An 18,755-nucleotide genomic window follows, 5' to 3' on the forward strand; every position below is an offset into this window, starting at 1 on the left:
TGACCACCGTGATCGAGAACCTGCTCGTCGCCAACCGGGGCGAGATCGCGCTGCGGATCTTCCGCTCCTGCCGCGACGCCGGTATCGGCACCGTCGCCGTGTACTCCGACGCCGACGCCGCGGCACCGCATGTCGAGGCCGCCGACGCGGCGATCCGGTTGCCCGGCGACGCACCGGCACAGACCTACCTGCGTGCCGACGCCATCGTGGCGGCGGCCACCTCGGCCGGTGCGGACGCGGTGCACCCCGGCTACGGCTTCCTATCCGAGAACGCCGACTTCGCCCGCGCGGTTACCGGTGCCGGGCTGACCTGGGTGGGGCCGCCGGCCGAAGCCATCGAGGCGATGGGCTCGAAGGTCGAGGCCAAACGAATCATGGCCGACGCCGGAGTGCCGGTGCTGCCCGAACTCGACCCGCGCGAGGTCACCGAGTCCGACCTGCCCGTGCTGGTGAAGGCATCCGCCGGTGGCGGCGGCCGTGGCATGCGCGTGGTGCGCGAGCTGCGCGAACTGGAATCGGCCGTGGACAGTGCCAGTGCCGAGGCCGCGTCGGCGTTCGGCGACCCCACCGTGTTCTGCGAGCGCTACCTCGAAACTGGCAGGCACATCGAGGTGCAGCTCATGGCCGACACCCACGGCACGGTGTGGGCGGTGGGCGAGCGGGAGTGTTCGATCCAGCGCAGGCACCAGAAGGTGGTCGAGGAGGCGCCCTCACCGCTGGTGGACGACGCCATGCGGCAGCGGCTGTTCGAGGCCGCCCGCGCGGCTGCCCGTGCCATCGGTTACGTCGGCGCCGGCACGGTGGAGTTCCTCGCCACGCCCAGCGGCGAGTTCCACTTCCTGGAGATGAACACCCGGCTGCAGGTGGAACACCCGGTCACCGAATGCACCACCGGGACGGACCTGGTGGAACTGCAACTGCGGATCGCGCAGGGACACGCACTGCCGAGCGAGCCACCCGCACCGAGCGGGCACGCCATCGAGGTGCGGCTCTACGCCGAGGACCCGGCGCAGGGGTGGACCCCGAGAAGCGGGCCGCTGCACCGGTTCGCGGTGCCCGGCGTCACCGCCGAGTTCGCCGTGCCCTCGCGCCACGGCATCCGGCTCGACAGCGGGGTCACCGACGGCACCGTGGTGAGCGTGCACTACGACCCGATGCTGGCGAAGGTCATCGCGTGGGGCCCGGACCGGCGGTCCACGGCGAGGATGCTCGCGGCAGCGCTGGCGAAGGCCCGCGTCCACGGGGTCGGCACCAACCGCGACCTGCTGGTGAACGTGCTGCGGCATCCGGCCTTCCTCGAAGGTGACACCGACACCGCCTTCCTCGACCGGCACGGCATCGACACGCTGTCGGCCCCGCTGGCCGACGAACGCGCGGTGCGCCTTTCGTCGCTGGCCGCCGCGCTGGCCGACGCGGCACGCAACCGCGCCGAGGCTGGCGTGCTCGGCGGGTTGCCGAGCGGGTGGCGCAATGTCGCCGCCCCGCCGCAGCGCAAGTCCTACACCGCCAGCGACGGTAGCCACCACGAGGTGCGCTACCGGTTGGGCCGCGACGGGCTGTGGAGTCCGGACTTCACCGACGTCACGCTGGTCGGGGCGAAGCCCGAGCGGGTCGTGCTGGAGATCGCGGGTGTGCGCCGGAGGTTCGACGTCGCGCGCTATCCCGGACTCGTCACGGTGGACTCGCCGCTGGGTCCGGTGAGCCTGGCGCCGGTGCCGCGCTTCACCGACCCCGACGCCGAACTGGCCGCCGGATCGCTGGTCGCGCCGATGCCGGGAACCGTGGTGCGCGTCGCCGTTTCGCAGGGCGAACGGGTACGCGCGGGGGAAGCGCTGCTGTTCCTGGAGGCCATGAAGATGGAGCACCGCATCGCCGCGCCCGCGGACGGTGTGGTGGCACAACTGCCCGTGTCCGTGGGCCAGCAGGTCGAACTCGGCGCCGTGCTCGCCGTCGTCAACACAGAGGAGTGAACGTGAATTTCGTCGAGGCACCCGAACGGCAGGCGCTGCGTGAGGCGGTGGCCGAGCTGGCGGGCAAGTACGGCCACGAGTACTACCGCGACAAGGCTCGCAGCGGGGGGCACACCAGCGAGCTGTGGGACGAGGCGGGCAGGCTGGGCTACCTCGGCGTGAGCGTTCCCGAGGAGTACGGCGGCGGGGGAGCGGGCATCGGGGACCTCGCGGCCGTGTGTGAGGAGTTCTGCGCCGCGGGCACCCCGATGCTGCTGATGGTCGTCTCGCCCGCCATCTGCGCCACCGTCATCGCGCGGTTCGGCACCGATGAGCAGAAGCGGCGCTGGCTTCCCGGGTTCGCCGACGGAAGCGTGCGGATGTCGTTCGCCATCACGGAACCCGACGCGGGCTCAAACGCCCACCGCATCACCACCACCGCGCGCCGCGACGGCGGCGACTGGATTCTCAACGGGCGCAAGGTGTTCATCTCCGGCGTGGACGAGGCCGACGCGGTGCTCGTGGTCGGCCGCACCGAGGACGCCAGGACCGGCAACCTCAAGCCCGCGCTGTACATCGTGCCCACCGATACCCCCGGGTTCGAGTACCGGCGAATCGAGATGGACCTGGTGTCGGCCGACAACCAGTTCGGCCTGTTCCTCGACGACGTTCGGCTGCCCGCCGACGCGCTCGTCGGCTCCGAGGACGCCGCCATCGCCCAGCTGTTCGCCGGGCTCAACCCCGAGCGCATCATGGGCGCCTCGTTCTCGGTGGGCATCGCGCGTTACGCGCTGGACAAGGGCGTGGCCTACGCCAAGCAGCGCAGTGTCTTCGGTGCGCCGATCGGTTCCCACCAGGGCCTCGCGCATCCGCTGGCGCAGGTGAAGATCGAGCTGGAATTGGCGAAGCTGATGACCCAGAAGGCCGCCGCACTGTACGACTCCGGCAACGACTTCGGCGCGGGTGAGGCGGCCAACATGGCGAAGTACGCGGCGGCCGAGGCCGCGATCCGCGCGGTCGACCAGGCGGTGCAGGTGCACGGCGGTAACGGGCTGGCATCGGAGTACGGGCTGGGCACGCTGCTCGCCGCCGTCCGCGTCGGTCGCATCGCCCCGGTGAGCAGGGAGATGGTGCTGAACTTCGTGGCGCAGCACAGCCTCGGCCTGCCGAAGTCCTACTGAGCAACAAGGGAGCATGACCATGACGACACTGGCCGGAAAGACCCTGATCATGTCGGGCGGCAGCCGGGGCATCGGCGAGGCCATCGCCGTGCGCGCGGCGCGCGACGGTGCCAACGTGGCGCTGCTGGCCAAGACCGCCGAGCCGCACCCGAAGCTGCCCGGCACGGTCTACACCGCCGCCAAGGCGGTCGAGCAGGCGGGTGGCCACGCGCTGCCGATCGTCGGTGACGTGCGCGACGACGAGACCGTCGCCGCGGCGGTGCAGCGCACGGTCGAGCAGTTCGGCGGTCTGGACATCGTGGTGAACAACGCCAGCGCCATCGACCTCACCGGCTCCGAGCACATCCCGATGAAGCGCTACGACCTGATGCAGGACATCAACGCGCGCGGGTCGTTCCTGCTGTCGCGAACGGCCATCCCGCACCTGCGAGCCGCGGCCAACCCGCACATCCTCACGCTGTCACCGCCGATCCGGCTGGAGCCGAAGTGGTTCGAGGCGGGGCATCTCGCGTACAGCATCGCGAAGTACTCGATGAGCCTGGTCACGGTGGGTCTCGCCGCCGAGTTGCGTGGCGACGGCATCGCGGCCAACTCGCTGTGGCCACGCACCACCATCGACACGGCCGCCATCCGCAACGTGGTCGGCGCCGAGCTGTCCAGCCGGTCACGCAGCCCCGAGATCATGGCCGATGCGGCTCACGCGATCCTGATCAAGCCCAGCCGCGAGGTGAGCGGCAATTTCTTCATCGACGACGAGGTACTCGCCTCCGTCGGCGTCACCGACCTGGCGAAGTACCGGCTGTGTGAGCGGGAGGAAGACCTGCAGCTCGACTTCTGGGTTGATCCCGCCGATGGCGCGTGAGCCGAGGCAGGAACGCAGCAGAACCACCCGACGGAGGCTGGTGGACGCCGCCGTCGAGTGTCTGGCCGAGTTGGGCTGGAACGGCACCACGGTCGGCGTGATCGCGGAGCGGGCCGGGGTGTCGCGCGGCGCGGCCCAACACCACTTCCCGACCAGGGAGCAGCTGGTCGTCGCCGCCGTGGAGTTCCTCACCGAGGAGCAGATCGCCGAGCTGCGCGAGCAGGCGGCGGCGCTGCCGGAGGGCCCTTCCCGGGCCGGTCCGGTCGCGCGGATGTTGCTGAATCTCTACACCGGGCCGAAGTTCCGTGCCGCGCTGCACCTGTGGGTGGCCGCCTCCACCGATGACGCGTTGCGCGCGATCCTGGCGCCGCTGGAAGCGCAGGTCGGCAGGGAGGCGCATCGGATGGCGGTCGAGTTGCTCGGTGTCGACGAGTCACGGCAGGGCGTGCGGGAGATCGTGCAGGCCACCCTCGACCTCGCCCGTGGCCTGGGGCTGGCGAACCTGCTGACCGACGACACCAAGCGGCGGGAGCAGATCGCACGGCAGTGGGCCACCCTGCTGGAGCCGATGGTGGCCGAGGGGTCCGGCAGCGCCGCCGCCCGGTGAACGCCTACGCGCACTCGCGAACGCAGAACTCGTGGGCGGGAGCGGGGGACTCGCGGGCAGGAACGGGGGACTCGCGCGGGGGTGGCGTGACGGGTGAGCGAGCGCTTAGTATGTTGCGGCGTCAGCGTCGCCGGGCAGGAGGTGAGTGTGAGTCGCGGTCAGTCGACCTTCGCCCCCAGCATTCGCAACGCGAGCTCGCCGTATTCCTCGCCGAGGACCGCGGGCGCCTTGCGCGCCCGCTCGGAATACCAGCGCGCGACATCGATGCCCAGCGACAGTACCGCCCGCGCCGCCGTGCCCGGGTCGGCGACGGTGAAGTCGCCCGACTCCATTCCGCGCACCACGAGGTCGCGCATGATCCGCTCGATACCGCGCCGCAGATCCGCGACCACCTCGAACTCCTTCTCGGGCAACGCCTGCAGTTCGTACTGCACCACCCTTGCGACGGTGTGCCGCCGGGCATGCCAGGTAACGAACCGCTCCACGATCAGGCGGACGCCCTCGACCGGTGAGTCCGCCTCCTCGGCGGCCTCCCGCACGAGTGCCAACGCCTGCTGGTGCCCGTTGCGGCTGATCTCGAACAGCAGCGCCGCCTTGGAAGGGAAGTGGACGTACAGCGCGGCCGGGCTCATGCCCGCGCCACTGGCGATGTCGCGGGTGGTGGTGGCGTGGTAGCCGCGCCGCGCGAACGACTCGACCCCGGCCAGCATCAACCTGCGTGCCGCCTCCGGCTGGACGTCGGGCCACAAGTCGGCCGACAGGGACATCGTCATGCGAGGATTGTAAGCGAGCGCTTAGCGTGGATTGGAGAAACACGGTGAATTCCCTCAAGGGCCGCGTGGCCATTGTGACAGGCGCCAGCCGTGGCATCGGACTCGGTGTGGCCCACGCGCTTGTCGAGGCGGGCGCCAAGGTCTGCATCACGGCGCGCAAGCCAGAGCCGCTCGCTGACGCCGTCGAACAGCTCGGCGGTGACGCGGTCGCGATCGGGGTGCCGGGCAAGGCCGACGACCCCGAGCATCAGGATCAGGCCGTCGCCCGCACCGTGGAAACGTTCGGCAGCCTGGACCTGCTGGTCAACAACACCGGCATCAACCCGATCTACGGCCCGATGATCGACGTCGACATCGATGCGGCGGCAAAGATCTTCGCGGTGAACGTGCTGGCCCCGCTGGCGTGGACCCGCAAGGCGCGCGAGGCGTGGATGGGCGAGCACGGCGGCGCGGTGGTCAACGTCGCCTCCATCGCCGGACTGCGCACCTCGCCCGGTATCGGCATGTACGGGGTCTCCAAGGCGGCGCTGATCCGGCTGACCACCGAACTGGCGGCCGAACTCGCGCCCACGATCAGGGTGAACGCGGTGGCGCCAGCGGTGGTGAAGACCAAGTTCGCGACCGCGCTGTACGAGAACCGCGAGGACGAGGTCGCCTCGGCCTACCCGATGAAGCGGCTGGGGATTCCCGAGGACGTCGCGGGCGCGGTGGCGTTCCTGCTGTCGGACCGGGCGAGCTGGATCACCGGGCAGACGCTCGTCATCGACGGCGGCAGCACGCTCGGCGGTGGGTTGTGAGCTTCGACTTCTCCGGCGCCGGTGTGGTGATCACCGGTGCCGGTGGTGGCATCGGCGCCGCGCTGGCCCGCCGCTTCGCCGGTGAGGGTGCGCGTGTCGTGGTTGCCGACCTCGACGGCGACGCCGCCCGTGCGGTGGCGGCCGAGGTGGGAGGCACGGCCTTCGCGGGTGACGTCGCGAGCGAGCACGGCGCGCGGGCGTTGATCACCGAGGCGCGGCGGGTACTGGGCGAGATCGACCTGTTCTGCGCCAACGCGGGTGTGGCCGTGCACGGCGGGCCGGAGGCCGGCGAGGAGGCGTGGGCGCGTTCGTGGGAGGTCAACGTGATGGCCCACGTGCGTGCCGCCAGGCTGTTGCTGCCCGCGTGGCTGGAGCGAGGCAGGGGCCACTTTCTGGCCACGGCGTCGGCGGCCGGGCTGCTCACCAATCTCGGGTCGGCACCGTACTCGGTCAGCAAGCACGCCACCGTGGCGTTCGCGGAGTGGCTTCACGCCACGTACCGGCATCGGGGCATCACCGTGCAGGCGGTGTGCCCGCAGGGTGTACGGACCCGGATGCTGGCGGACGCGGGTAGGGGCGGCGACCTCATCATGGGCGCGGGCGCGATCGAGCCGGAGCAGGTGGCCGAAAGCTGTGTCGCGGGCCTGCGGGACGGCGGCTTCCTGATCCTGCCGCACCCGGAGGTGGCCGACTACTACGCCACCCGTGCCACCCAGACCGATCGCTGGCTCGCCGGGATGAACAAGCTGCAGCGAAAGGTTGAGCAGGCGCTGGGGGAGTGAGGCGATCCGGGCCGAGCGGCAGCCCGCGTCCGGGGAAGAAGGCGAGGTGGCCCTCGGTGGCCGAGGCGGGATCGGCACAGCGGGCGAAGCAGGTGCAAACCGTGCGCGGTCCGGTGAGTGCCTCGCGGTTGGGCAGGGTGCTGGCCCACGAACACATCTTCGTGCTCAGCCCTGAGTTCCTGGTGAACTACCCCGAGCACGAGGGCTTCCGGGAGGCCGAGGACGTGCCCGAGGCCGTGCGTCGGCTGAACGAACTCGCCGCCGAGGGGATCGACACGATCGTCGATCCCACCGTCGTAGGTCTGGGCCGCGACATCCGGCGCATCCAGCGGGTCGCGGCCGAGGTGGACCTCAACATCGTGGTCGCGACCGGCCTCTACACCTACCGCGACCTGCCGCACTTCCTGCACCAGCGCGGGCCCGGCGGCCCCTTCGGCGATGCGGAGCCGCTGGTGGACATGTTCGTCGGCGACATCACCGACGGCATCGCGGGCACCGGGGTGAAGGCGGGCGTGCTCAAGTGCGTCACCGACAGGGCGGGCATCACCAGCGGGATAGCCAGGGTGTTGCGGGCGGTCGCCGAGGCACACCACCGCACAGGCACACCGATCATGACGCACACCCACGCGGGCAGCAGGCAGGGCCTCGCCCAGCAGAACACGTTCGAGGCCGAGGGGGTCGATCTCTCGCGCGTGCTGATCGGGCACTGCGGCGACACCACCGACCTGGACTACCTCATGGAACTCGCCGATCGGGGCTCGCTGCTGGGGATGGACCGGTTCGGCGTGGACGCCATCCTGCCGTTCGAGCGGCGGGTCGACACCGTGGTGCGGCTGTGCGAGCGCGGCTACGACGAGCACCTGGTGCTGTCCCACGACGCCGCCTGCTACATCGACTGGCTGCCGAGGGACCGGCTGCCCAGCGTGCTGCCGAACTGGCACTACCTGCACATCACCAGGGACGTACTGCCCGCGTTGCGGCAGCGGGGCGTCACCGAGCGGCAGTTGGAGCGGATGCTGGTCGACAACCCACGCCGGTTTCTCGCGGGCGGTTGAGCCGCGCCGCGCTCAGCTGGGCGGTGGTAGTGGTAGCTGGTAGTTGATGCTGTCCTCGTCCGCCGTGCCCAGCGCGCCCGGCCACAGCCGGGCGATGCCGAGGTGTGCCGCGTCGTTACTGGGCAGCACGGCCGCGTCGAAGGTGCGGATACCGTGTGCGGTCGCGAGTTCGGCGAGCCGGGTGACCAGCGCCCGCCCCACTCCCAGGTGCTGCCAGCGGTCCACCACCAGCACGGCCAGGTCCGCGCGGGCGGGGCTGCCCGCGCTCGCGTACTGGGCCAGGCCGACCACTCGCGTGCCGACGACTGCCACGACGGCCTCCTGCTGCCGGTGGTCCAGTCTCGCCAGCTGGCGTAGCAGCGCGGCCGGAATCGCGGGCGTGCCGACGAAGAACCGGTGGTGCAGCGAGGTGGCCGACAGCCGCGGCGACATCGCCTCTATCAGGGGCAGGTCGGTCGGCCGGAACCGGCGGACAACGGGCCACCGCCGTGCCCCGGCCGCAGCGGCGGAACCGGACAGAGCAAAAAAACGATCGATCGTGCTATTTAACGTGGACAGTTCGGCTCGCGGGATCATGTGGCACCTTTCTCGTGGTGGGCCTGGGTGAAGGGCTGGTCAGCGGGGAGCGCGGAGGCTGTCGAGCAGGGTTTCGAACGCGCGCATTGCCCGCTGCCGCGCGGCCGGATCGTCGAGCAGCCTGGCGGCGTGGATGTAGGCCAGCACGATGCCGTGCAGGTCCTGGGCGAACTGGTGGGGATCGACGTCGTCGCGGAAGTGCCCCTCGGCCACACCGGTACGGCACACCTGCGCGATCGTGTCCCTGAGGTCGCGTTCGTCGCTCACCAGCAGGTCACGCACCGGGCCAGGCTGGTCGTCGAACTCCGTGGCGGCGGTGGTGAACAGGCAGCCGCCGCTGAGCACGTCGCCGGAGCACCAACTCAACCAGTGCTCGAAGAACGCGCGGACCCGTGGCTCGCCTCGGGGGGTGGCCAGCGCGGGACGCACCACCACGTCGACGAACCGGTCGCGAGTGTGCCGCAGCACGTCCAGTTGCAGCGACTCCTTGGACCGAAAGTGCGCGAACAGCCCGCTCTTGGACAGTTCCGTCCTGGTGGCGAGGGTGCCGATGGTCAGGCCTTGCAGGCCGACCCTGCTGGCGATCTCGGCGGCCTCGTCGAGGATCGCCTGCTTCGTGCTCTCACCCTTGCCCACCCCACATGTTTAGCACGATCGTTCGGTCCTGCCAACCCGGCGTGCGGCGCAGAGCTGCGCCCGTGGCGACCACTGCTCTTGACTACCGTTGACTACCCTTGCCCGCATGGCTTCCGAGCACGTCATCGTCGCTACCACCACCGACTCCGAGGAGCGCGCACACGCGCTCGCCGCGAGCGTCGTCGAGGCGAAACTCGGCGCGTGCGCGCAGATCGTCGGCCCGATCACCAGCGTTTATCGCTGGCAGGGCGCCGTGGAGACCGACAGGGAGTGGCGGGTCGAGGTCAAGTCGGCCGCCGACCGCGCCGAGGCACTGGTGCGTCACCTCACCGAGCACCACACCTACGACGTGCCCGAGGTGATCGTCACCCCGATCACCTCGGGCCACGCCGACTACCTTTCCTGGCTGGTTACCGAGACCCGGTCCTGAGCCGTGCTCAGCCGGGCAGGTCGACGAGCCCGGCCAGGGTGGCGCGGTGCCGTCCCGGCGCGCCGAGGGTGATCTCGTCGGCCTTGGCGCGCTTGAGGTAGAGGTGCGCAGGGTGCTCCCAGGTCATCCCGATGCCGCCGTGCAACTGGACGCACTCCTCCGCCGCGTGCACGGCGACGCCCGCGCAGTACGACTGCGCGACCGCCACGGCCACACCCGAATCCTCGCCGCCGGTGGCCAGCACGTCGGCGGCGTAGCGGGCCGCGGCCCGCGCGGCCACCAGTTCCAGCCACAGGTCGGCGATGCGGTGCTTGAGCGCCTGGAAGGACCCGACAGGGCGGCCGAACTGGTAGCGGCCCTTCAGGTAGCTCACCGTCTCATCGAGGCACCACTGCGCCACCCCGAGTTGCTCGGAGGCCAGCAGGCCCGCGCCGACGAGCAGCCCGTGCTCCAGTGCGGACACCGCCAGTTCGGGTCCGGCCAGCAACCGGCCGGGAGCCTGGCGCAGCGTCACGTCCGCGACCCGGCGGGTCAGGTCCAGCGGCACCACGTCAGCCACCTCCACTCCGGCGGCCGAAGTGTCCACTTCGTACAGGCCTGGTCCGTCGTCGCCGGTGGCGGGCACCACGAGCACGTCGGCCACCGCCGCGTCGGCCACGGTGGCGACCACGCCGTCGAGTGAGCCGTCGGGCGCTCACCCGCACCGAGGACGGGAACGCCGAGCCCGCCGCCGAGGACATCGGCACGACGAGCGCGGCGGTCGCCTCGCCGCCGGCGAGCCTGCGCAGCAACGCGGCCACCGGCTCGGTCGAGGTGTCGGCGCGCAGCAGCACGGACGTCGCCAGTACGGCGCTACCGAGGAACGGCACCGGCGCGACGGCCCTTCCCAGCTCCTCGAGCACCAGCGCGGTTTCCCGGGTGGAAGCGCCCTGCCCGCCCAGCGACTCGGGCACGTGCAGCCCGGCGAGGCCGAGCTCGGCGCTGAGCGTGCGCCACAGCGCGGGATCGTACGGCTGTTCGCCCTCCACCCGCGCCAGCAGCGCCGAGGGCTCACACCGGTCGGCGAGCAGGTCCCGCACGCTGGCGCGCAGGTCGGTCTCCACATCGGAGTACAGCAGGTTCGGCGTGCTCATCGCGGCAGGTCCTTCCACGGTACGTCCTTGTCGACACGCGGCTCCGACGGCAACCCCAGCACGCGCTCGGCGATGATGTTGCGCAGGATCTCTGAGGTGCCGCCCTCGATCGAGTTGCCCTTCGCCCGCAGGTAGCGGTAACCGGCGTGCCTGCCGAGGAAGTCGACGAGTTCCGGCCTGCGCATGGTCCAGTCGTCGTAGCGCAGCCCTTCGTCGCCGAGCAACTCCAGCTCCAGCCCCGAAAGCGCCTGCGAAAGCCGGGCGAACGCCAGTTTCATGCCGGAGCCCTCCGGGCCGGGCGAGCCGGCGGCCAGCTGCTGGCGCAGCCTGGTACCAGCGAGCCGGAACGCCTCGGTCTCCACCCACAGCCGCAGCAGCCGGTCGTGCAGGTCGGGAGTGCGCGACTCGGGGCGTGCCCGCCAGGTGGAGGTGACCTTGCCGAGCATGCCGCCCTCGCGGGGCATCGCGTTGCCGCCGATGGCGACCCGCTCGTTCATCAGCGTGGTCTGCGCGACCTTCCAGCCCTCGCCGACCTCGCCGAGACGGTGGGAGTCAGGAATGCGCACGTCGCTGAGGAACACCTCGTTGAACTCGGCCTCACCGGTGATCTGCCGCAGTGGCCTGACCTCCACACCGGGGTGGGTCATGTCGCACACGAAGTACGTCATGCCCTGGTGCTTGGGCACGTCGGGGTCGGTGCGGGTCACCAGGATCGCCCAGCGGGCGGTGTGCGCGGTGGAGGTCCATACCTTCTGGCCGTTGACCACCCACTCGTCGCCGTCCCTGACCGCCCTCGTCGCCAGCGCCGCCAGGTCCGAGCCCGCGCCGGGCTCGCTGAACAGCTGGCACCACACCTCCTCACCGGTCCACAACGGACGCAGAAAGCGTCGCTTCTGCTCCTCGGTGCCGAACCGCAGGATGGTGGGCGCGGCCATGCCGAGGCCGATGCCGATCCGGCGCGGGTTGTTGTCCGGGGCGCCCGCGGCGGCCAGTTCGGCCTCCACCACGGACTGCAGTTCCCTCGGCGCCCCCAGCCCGCCGAGTCCGGGCGGGAAGTGCACCCACGCGAGCCCGGCGTCGAACCGGGCGCGCAGGAACTCCATGCGGTCGGTGGTGGCCGGGTCGTGCTCCTCGAGCAGCGTCTTGAGGCGGTCGCGCAGTTCGGTCGCGTCGATGGCGGAGTCGGTCATGACTGGTACCTCTTCAGTTCTCGCCGGGCCATCGAACGTTTGTGTACCTCGTCGGGGCCGTCGGCCAGCCGCAGCATCCGTGCCGAAGCCCACAGCCCTGCCAGCAGGAAGTCCTGGCTGACGCCGGCGGCACCGTGGGTCTGGATGGCCTTGTCGATGATCCACTCCACCGATGCCGGAGTGGCGATCTTGATCGCCTGGATCTCGGTGTGCGCGCCCCGGTTGCCCACCTTGTCCATCAGCCAGGCCGTCTTGAGCACCAGCAGCCGCAACTGCTCGACCCGCACCCGCGACTCGGCGATCCACTCCCGGATCACGCCCTGCTCGGCGAGCGGCTTGCCGAAGGCCACCCTGGACACCGCACGCTCGCACATCAACTCGATGGCGCGCTCGGCCATCCCGATCAGCCGCATGCAGTGGTGGATGCGGCCGGGACCGAGCCTGGCCTGTGCGATGGCGAAGCCGGAGCCCTCCTCGTCGATCAGGTTCTCGGCGGGAACCCTCGCGTTGTCGAACACGATCTCGGCGTGCCCACCGTGGTCGCCGTCGTCGAACCCGAAGACGTTCATGCCGCGTCTGATGTGGACACCCGGCGTCTCGCGGGGTACGAGGATCATGCTCTGCTGGCGGTGCGGCGGCGCGTCCGGGTCGGTCTTGCCCATCACGATGAGGACGCGGCAGTTGGGGTTCATCGCTCCGGTGATGAACCACTTGCGCCCGTTGATGACGTAGTCGTCGCCGTCCCGCTGGATGCGGGTGGCGATGTTGGTGGCGTCGGAGGAGGCGACCTCCGGCTCGGTCATGGCGAACGCGGAGCGGATCTCGCCGTCCAGCAGCGGTCGCAGCCACTGCTGCTTTTGCTGCTCGTTGCCGAACTCGGCCAGCACTTCCATGTTGCCGGTGTCGGGCGCGGCGCAGTTGATCGCGGCGGGAGCCAGTTGCGGGCTGCGCCCGGTGATCTCGGCCAGCGGGGCGTACTGCAGGTTGGTCAGCCCCGCGCCGAGTTCACCTGGCAGGAAGAAGTTCCACAGTCCGCGCTTGCGAGCCTCGGCTCTCAGCTCGGTGATGACCGGCGGTACCTGCCACGGGTTGGCCTTGTCGCGCGTCTGCTCGGCCAGCACCGGCTCGGCGGGGTAGACGTGCTCGGCCATGAACGACTGCAGCCGCTGCCGGTGCTCCTCTGTCGTGGAGTCGAAGTCGAAATCCATCAGTCCTCCTTCAAGGTGGCGTTGCCGTGCGCCACCAGCGGTGGCACGCCGTCGCCGATGGCCTCGAACCCCTCACCGACGGTCTTGCCCTGGCTGAACCGGTAGTAGATGCCCTCGAGGATCACGGCCAGCTTGAAGAAGGCGAACCCGACGTACCAGTTGAGAGCCGAGACGTCGCGGCCGCTGCGCTGGGTGTAGCGGGTGATGACCTCGTCGGCCGCCGGGTAGCCCGGGGCGGCGCTGACATTGCTGACGACGCCGACGTCCAGCGTGCTTAGTTCGGCGTAGGCGATGAGCAGTGCCAGGTCGGTGAGCGGGTCGCCGAGCGTGGACATCTCCCAGTCCAGCACGGCCTTGATCTCGTCGTCCGCACCCACCAGCACGTTGTCGAGCCGGTAGTCGCCGTGCACGATGGTCGGGCTGCCGGAGTCCGGCAACCGGGCGGCGAGGCGCTCGTGCAGCGTGTCGATGCCGGGCAGGTCGCGGCTGCGGGAGGCGTCGAGCTGTTTCTTCCACCGCCGCAGCTGCCGCTCCAGGTACCCCTCCGGCCTGCCGAAGTCGGCGAGGCCCACCGAGGCGAAGTCCACGGCGTGCAGGTCGCCGAGCGTGTCGATCAGTGCGTCGGCGATGTGGCGGGTGCGCCGCTCGCCGAGCACTGCCAGCTCCTCGGCCTTGCGGTAGGGCGTGCCCTCCACGAAATCCATCACGTAGAACGGCGCCCCGATCACCGATTCGTCCGTGCACAGCAACCGGGTGGGCGGAACGGGCACCGCCGTGGGCCCCAGCGCGCTCAGCACCTTGTGCTCGCGGCCCATGTCGTGTGCGGTCGGCAGCACGTGTCCCAGCGGCGGGCGGCGCACCACCCAGCGGCCGGTGCCGTCGCTGACCACGTAGGTCAGGTTGGACCGGCCGCCCTCCACCAGCTGGGCGCTCAGCGGTCCCGCCACGAGGCCGGGTAGTTCACTGTCGAGGTGGGCGCGAAGGCGTTCAAGATCGAGGCCCGGTGGGTCCTCGTTGCTCATCTGACCTCCTTGTCGATGGGCGGGGTGCGGGCGAGGCGACCGTGGTCGCCGCGATGTGCGGCCGCCCCCGCCCGTGCCGGTGACCGCGCTGTCGGGTACTGCCTGCCCGTGTCAGAGCACCAGCACGACGACCGTCTCGGCCACGCAGGCGGGCTTGGCCTCGCCCTCGATCTCGATGGTCCACCTGACCACCGCCTGCTTGCCCTGCGAGGCATCGCTGACCGAGACCAGTTCGGCGCTGGCCCTGATCCGGGAGCCGACCTTCACCGGCTGCGGGAACCGCACCTTGTTGAGCCCGTAGTTGATACCCATGCGAAGGCCCTCGACGTGGTAGACGTCCTTGCCGAGCATGGGGATCAGCGACAGGGTCAGGTACCCGTGGGCGATCGGCGCGCCGAAGGGCCCCTTCGCGGCGCGCTCCGGATCGACGTGGATCCACTGGTGGTCACCCGTGGCGTCGGCGAAGGTGTCGACCTGCTGCTGGGTTACGGTGTGCCACTGGCTGGTGCCCAGTGACTCGCCGACCGCGGCCGCGAACTCGTCGAGCCCGGAGAACACCCTCGTCCGCGTCATGCCTTCGGCCCGCCGGCGACGTAGATGACCTGACCGGACACGAACGACGCGTCTTCGCTGACCAGGAACGACACCACACCCGCGATGTCGGAGGGCTGGCCGACCCTGCGCACCGGGATCTCCTGCGCCGCGGCCTTCTGGAACTCGTCGAAGGGCACCCCGACCCGCTCCGCGGTGGCGGCGGTCATGTCGGTGACGATGAAGCCGGGGGCGATGGCGTTCACGGTCACGCCGAACTTGCCCAGCTCGATGGCCAGCGTCTTGGTGAATCCCTGCAGGCCCGCCTTGGCCGTGGAGTAGTTGGCCTGGCCCCGGTTGCCCAGCGCGGACACGCTGGAGAGGTTGACGATGCGGCCCCAGCCCTGCTCGGTCATGTGCTGCTGCGTGGCCCGGCTCATCAGGAACGACCCGCGCAGGTGAACGTTCATGACCGAGTCCCAGTCACCCTCGCTCATCTTGAACAGCAGGTTGTCCCGCGTGATGCCGGCGTTGTTGACCAGCACCGTCGGTGCGCCGAGCTGCTCGGCGACCGCCTTGACCGCCGCGTCGACCTGCTCGGCGTCGCTGACGTCGAGACCGATGCCCACCGCGCGGCCGCCGTCGGCGGCGATCGCCTCCGCGCCTGCCTTGGCGCCCGCCTCGTCGAGGTCAAGCAGACCCACCGCGAAGCCGTCCGAGGCCAGCCGCCTGGCAATGGCCGCGCCGATGCCTCGGCCTGCCCCGGTGACGATCGCGACACGGGAAGGGGAGTCCGTCACGTGATACCTCCTCGCCTAGTAAGCGTTCGCTTAGGAAGGTATCAGGTGAGGCGGCGGATTTGGACTACTGTTCGCGGGACGCAACGAGCCGTACAGCAGCACCGCGAGGGCGAGCACCTCGCCACCGGCAAGGAACCGTTCGACCAGGCCTGGTGGGATCGCCCGCCACCACGGCTCGCCACCCGCGAGCATCAGCGCCACCGCACCGAGGATCACCCCGAACCACAGCAGCGACGTGGTCGCCAGCAGCCTCGCCAGTCCACGCAGCGGCCTCGAAGCAGGCAGGGCCGCGCCCGCACAGCTGAGCACGGCCAGCGGTAGCGCCACGAACGCCACGATGCTGGCGTACCTGTGGATGGTTCCGCCAAGGCTCGGCCCCACCGACCAGTCGGTCTTCTCGAACAGCGTGACCGTCGCCAGCCCAGCCACCCACAGGCCGCCGAACAAGGTGGTGGCCGAGGCCGCGCGAACCAGCCCGCGCGCGACGAGCATGCCGAACGCCCCGGCTGAGCCCGCGGCCACGAGCAGCACCGAGAGATCGAACAGCCACTTGTCGGGGCCCAGCGCGTACTCGCTGATGGTGCGCCGCACCGGGTCGATCACGTCGCTGGACGGCAGCAGGTGCAGCAATCCCAGCAGTGCCGCACCGCTCAGCAGCGCGAACAGGCGGGCTGCCGGAAGCAACGCGGTTCCTCGGCTCGGGCTCCGCTGCGACACCAGCTCCCGCCCGTGCCGTGGTCAGGTACGCGCACGCTACCGGCGGCGGTGTCGCGAAGCCGTCAAGGCCACAGAGTCAAGGCCGTCGAGGGGGCTCAGCCGACCACCTGGCCGAGTACGGTGCCGAACACGTCGCGGTCGACGGTCGCGGGCTCCACCGCCAGCCACGCGCCCAGTTCGCGGATGAACCGCTGCGGCGTCATCGCGGGGATGTCCGCGCCCGCGTCCGGCTCGGTGGTGAGCTCTCCCGCCCTGCTGGGGTAGAGCACCAGCGCGCCTCGGACCTCCACCTGTGGCAGCAGCCGTCGGAAGCGTTCCACGCTTTCGGTCAACCTGGTGCCGCCACCTCGAAACCGGTGCCCGTTGCGCAGCAACCTGCCGGAGGAGTCGGTGCTGTAGTGGCCGGGCAGCCACAGTTTCGACTCGACGAGAACGAGCCTGCGCCCGCACAGTACGGCGTGGTCCACGTCGGCGAACACCGAGTCGGGCCAGGCAAGCCCATGGAACACCCGCACACCGGGCAGCCTGGTCAGGTAGGCGGCGATCAGGTCGGCGGTGAGTCGCTCGGCAACCTGGTCGGGCTCGCTGCCCGGCCGCCCGAACACCGCCGTGTCACCGAACTCGCCCTGGAAGGCACGAAGCTGCCGAAGCGCCGCCAGCTGCCTCCTGCCGAGCAGCAGCGCGGCCGTGAGCGCGGCGGCCAGCAGGACGAGGCAGCCTGCGAGCGGTACTGGGGAAAGGTCAACCGGCAACAGCAGGAGCAGCGCGGCCAGTGCCACGACGAGCGCGGTGGCCACCGTGGGTGCGTGACCGACAGTGCCGGGCTGGGCGTAGTGCACCCTTGCCGTGTCGTCGACGCGATGCCACCACGGGATCGTCGCGACGGGCAGCCGAGGTGTGTCAGGTACGAAGGCGGGGTCCTCGCCGAACTGGCTCGGCCGTGCGCGGTACCGCGAGCGCCGCGTCCGCGTGGCCGCTGCGGTACGGCCTGCCCCGGTGGTTTCGGTGGTCTCGAAGTCGGGCTCGCCGGGCTCGTCCATGTCCGGATCGTCGGCGTCGTACTCGGCGTCGTACTCGGCGTCGTACTCGGCGTCGTATTGGGCGTCGTATTGGGAACTGTCGTATTCGGCGCGCCGTACCGGATCGCCCAGCGTCTCGTAGGCCTCGCGCAACAACCGGAACGTGCCCGCCGTTCCACCGGTGTCGGGATGCATCGACCGCGCGAGCGCGCGGTACGCCGACTTGATCTCCGCAGCCGTCGCGTCCGGCCGGACGCCAAGCAGTTCGTAGTAGTCGACGTCGGGCACTCTCACCTCCGCTTGCCGCGGCACACAATATGGCCCGCGCCCAGCGGCACGGCCACCGCCTGGCGTCGGCGGGTGGCGGGTCGCCCGTGTGCTAAGGCAGGCCCGCCAAGCCCGCGAGTCCCCCGTTCCCGCCCGCGAGTCCCCCGTTCCCGCCCGCGAGTTCCGCGTTCCCGCCCGCGAGTTCCGCGTGGACGCGGTGGCGGAGGGCCGGGCGGCGGGCCGCGCGCGTCCTGCGCGGGCGGAACGTGCTCGGGTCAACCCGGCCGATACTTCACATACGCTGATGACGTGTGGGAACGACAGCGGGTCGTGCTGGACGGCGGCGTCGCGACCGAACTCGAGGCACGCGGGCACGATCTCTCCGACGCGCTGTGGTCGGCGCGACTGCTCGCCGACGCGCCCGAGGAGGTGGTGGCGGCTCACCTCGCGTTCTTCCGCGCGGGCGCCAACGTCGCCACCACGGCGAGCTACCAGGCCAGTTTCACCGGGTTCGCCGCGCGCGGTATCGGGCCGGTGCAAGCCGCCTCGTTGCTGCGTCGCAGTGTGGAACTCGTCAAACGCGCGCGCGACCAGGTCAGCGACGACGTGCCGCGCTGGGTCGCCGCCTCGGTGGGGCCGTACGGGGCCGTGCTCGCCGACGGTTCGGAATACCGGGGCCGCTACGGGGTGAGCCGCCACAAGCTGGCCGCGTTCCACCGGCCCCGGCTCGACGTGCTGGCCGAGGCCGAGCCGGACCTGCTCGCACTGGAGACCGTGCCCGACGTCGAAGAGGCCGAGGCACTGCTGGACGCGCTGGAGTCCGTCGGCATGCCCGCGTGGCTTTCGTACACGGTCGATGGCGGCCGAACCCGCGCGGGCCAGCCGCTGGAGGAGGCCTTCGCGGTCGCCGCAGGGCGGGCCGACATCGTCGCGGTCGGCGTGAACTGTTGCGCCCCCGAGGACGTCGCCGACGCCGTCGTCATCGCCAGGGAAACGACCGGCAAGCCGGTGCTGGCCTATCCCAACAGCGGCCAGGGCTGGGACCCCGAGGCAGGCCGCTGGACGGGCACGTCACGTTTCAGCGCCGACGAGGCGGCGAGCTGGTACGCGCGGGGCGTCACGGCGGTGGGCGGTTGCTGCCGGGTTCCGCCCGCCGACATCGCCGCGCTGGCCCGGGTCGTCCGGTCCGGCTGAACGCCCGACACCCCCCTGGCACGCGG

At 70.8% G+C, this 18,755-nt stretch carries 19 protein-coding genes and 1 pseudogene; 9 read left to right on the forward strand and 11 right to left on the reverse strand.

The features are described from left to right. Positions 1-8 precede the first annotated feature (8 nt). The 4 genes from FHU38_RS10600 to FHU38_RS10615 are packed head-to-tail and all read left to right on the forward strand — an operon-like array spanning position 9 to position 4,599. Positions 9-1,970 carry an acetyl/propionyl/methylcrotonyl-CoA carboxylase subunit alpha gene (locus tag FHU38_RS10600; protein WP_167175922.1) on the forward strand — a complete coding sequence of 654 codons (1,962 nt, stop codon included), beginning with the start codon at positions 9-11 and terminating at the stop codon, positions 1,968-1,970. Between the two features lie 2 nt (positions 1,971-1,972). Next, a complete protein-coding gene (locus tag FHU38_RS10605) occupies positions 1,973-3,130 on the forward strand; it encodes an acyl-CoA dehydrogenase family protein (RefSeq protein ID WP_167169586.1) in 1,158 nt (385 codons plus the stop codon). Between the two features lie 19 nt (positions 3,131-3,149). After that, entirely contained in the window at positions 3,150-3,992 is an 843-nt protein-coding gene (locus FHU38_RS10610; RefSeq protein WP_167169589.1) for an SDR family oxidoreductase, read from the forward strand. Then, complete coding sequence (locus FHU38_RS10615; RefSeq protein WP_167169593.1) at positions 3,982-4,599, forward strand: TetR/AcrR family transcriptional regulator; 618 nt, start codon at positions 3,982-3,984, stop codon at positions 4,597-4,599. The genes FHU38_RS10610 and FHU38_RS10615 overlap by 11 nt, the downstream gene beginning before the upstream one ends. Positions 4,600-4,757: 158 nt before the next feature. Here the strand turns inward: FHU38_RS10615 and FHU38_RS10620 are convergent, their stop codons facing one another. Continuing rightward, complete coding sequence (locus FHU38_RS10620) at positions 4,758-5,372, reverse strand: TetR/AcrR family transcriptional regulator (protein ID WP_167169596.1); 615 nt, start codon at positions 5,370-5,372, stop codon at positions 4,758-4,760. Positions 5,373-5,416: 44 nt separating this feature from the next. Between FHU38_RS10620 and FHU38_RS10625 the strand changes: the two genes are divergently transcribed. From FHU38_RS10625 to FHU38_RS10635, 3 genes are read left to right on the forward strand one after another with little or no spacing between them, the layout of a single operon-like run. Then, a complete protein-coding gene (locus FHU38_RS10625; protein ID WP_167169599.1) occupies positions 5,417-6,169 on the forward strand; it encodes an SDR family oxidoreductase in 753 nt (250 codons plus the stop codon). Further along, positions 6,166-6,951 carry an SDR family oxidoreductase gene (locus tag FHU38_RS10630; protein WP_167169602.1) on the forward strand — a complete coding sequence of 262 codons (786 nt, stop codon included), beginning with the start codon at positions 6,166-6,168 and terminating at the stop codon, positions 6,949-6,951. Before FHU38_RS10625 ends, FHU38_RS10630 begins: the two co-directional genes overlap by 4 nt. A 56-nt stretch (positions 6,952-7,007) precedes the next feature. Next, complete coding sequence (locus tag FHU38_RS10635; RefSeq protein ID WP_313886724.1) at positions 7,008-8,006, forward strand: phosphotriesterase family protein; 999 nt, start codon at positions 7,008-7,010, stop codon at positions 8,004-8,006. Between the two features lie 12 nt (positions 8,007-8,018). On the opposite strand, the gene FHU38_RS10640 is transcribed toward FHU38_RS10635, so the two are convergent. Together FHU38_RS10640 and FHU38_RS10645 are read right to left on the reverse strand one after the other, a co-directional pair. Next, a complete protein-coding gene (locus FHU38_RS10640; RefSeq protein WP_243852227.1) occupies positions 8,019-8,438 on the reverse strand; it encodes a GNAT family N-acetyltransferase in 420 nt (139 codons plus the stop codon). Between the two features lie 183 nt (positions 8,439-8,621). Beyond that, positions 8,622-9,218, reverse strand: coding sequence for a TetR/AcrR family transcriptional regulator (locus FHU38_RS10645; RefSeq protein ID WP_167169607.1), 597 nt, complete (start codon positions 9,216-9,218; stop codon positions 8,622-8,624). Positions 9,219-9,324: 106 nt separating this feature from the next. On the opposite strand from FHU38_RS10645, the gene cutA reads away from it, so the two are divergent. Further along, a complete protein-coding gene (cutA, locus tag FHU38_RS10650; protein ID WP_167169610.1) occupies positions 9,325-9,648 on the forward strand; it encodes a divalent-cation tolerance protein CutA in 324 nt (107 codons plus the stop codon). Between the two features lie 7 nt (positions 9,649-9,655). Here the strand turns inward: cutA and FHU38_RS10655 are convergent. From FHU38_RS10655 to FHU38_RS10690, 8 genes and pseudogenes are all read right to left on the reverse strand, one after another. Continuing rightward, positions 9,656-10,781, reverse strand: a pseudogene (locus FHU38_RS10655) (acyl-CoA dehydrogenase family protein). Then, entirely contained in the window at positions 10,778-11,971 is a 1,194-nt protein-coding gene (locus FHU38_RS10660; protein ID WP_167169613.1) for an acyl-CoA dehydrogenase family protein, read from the reverse strand. The pseudogene FHU38_RS10655 and the gene FHU38_RS10660 overlap by 4 nt, the downstream one beginning before the upstream one ends. Further along, entirely contained in the window at positions 11,968-13,179 is a 1,212-nt protein-coding gene (locus tag FHU38_RS10665; protein ID WP_167169616.1) for an acyl-CoA dehydrogenase family protein, read from the reverse strand. The genes FHU38_RS10660 and FHU38_RS10665 overlap by 4 nt, the downstream gene beginning before the upstream one ends. Beyond that, on the reverse strand, positions 13,179-14,201 hold the full coding sequence (locus tag FHU38_RS10670; RefSeq protein WP_167169619.1) for a phosphotransferase family protein: 1,023 nt from the start codon (positions 14,199-14,201) through the stop codon (positions 13,179-13,181). Before FHU38_RS10670 ends, FHU38_RS10665 begins: the two co-directional genes overlap by 1 nt. Positions 14,202-14,312: 111 nt before the next feature. After that, complete coding sequence (locus FHU38_RS10675) at positions 14,313-14,774, reverse strand: MaoC family dehydratase (RefSeq protein WP_167169622.1); 462 nt, start codon at positions 14,772-14,774, stop codon at positions 14,313-14,315. Further along, positions 14,771-15,532 carry a 3-oxoacyl-ACP reductase FabG gene (fabG, locus tag FHU38_RS10680; RefSeq protein WP_167169625.1) on the reverse strand — a complete coding sequence of 254 codons (762 nt, stop codon included), beginning with the start codon at positions 15,530-15,532 and terminating at the stop codon, positions 14,771-14,773. The genes FHU38_RS10675 and fabG overlap by 4 nt, the downstream gene beginning before the upstream one ends. Before the next feature lie 30 nt (positions 15,533-15,562). Next, a complete protein-coding gene (locus tag FHU38_RS10685) occupies positions 15,563-16,216 on the reverse strand; it encodes a DUF998 domain-containing protein (RefSeq protein ID WP_243852228.1) in 654 nt (217 codons plus the stop codon). Between the two features lie 128 nt (positions 16,217-16,344). Beyond that, positions 16,345-17,556 carry a J domain-containing protein gene (locus tag FHU38_RS10690; RefSeq protein WP_167169631.1) on the reverse strand — a complete coding sequence of 404 codons (1,212 nt, stop codon included), beginning with the start codon at positions 17,554-17,556 and terminating at the stop codon, positions 16,345-16,347. Positions 17,557-17,844: 288 nt separating this feature from the next. On the opposite strand from FHU38_RS10690, the gene mmuM reads away from it, so the two are divergent. Next, on the forward strand, positions 17,845-18,729 hold the full coding sequence (gene mmuM / locus FHU38_RS10695; RefSeq protein WP_167169634.1) for a homocysteine S-methyltransferase: 885 nt from the start codon (positions 17,845-17,847) through the stop codon (positions 18,727-18,729). The last annotated feature ends 26 nt before the right edge of the window (positions 18,730-18,755 follow it).

Source organism: Saccharomonospora amisosensis (assembly GCF_011761185.1).
In the GTDB taxonomy this organism is placed as follows: Bacteria; Actinomycetota; Actinomycetes; order Mycobacteriales; family Pseudonocardiaceae; genus Saccharomonospora_A; species Saccharomonospora_A amisosensis.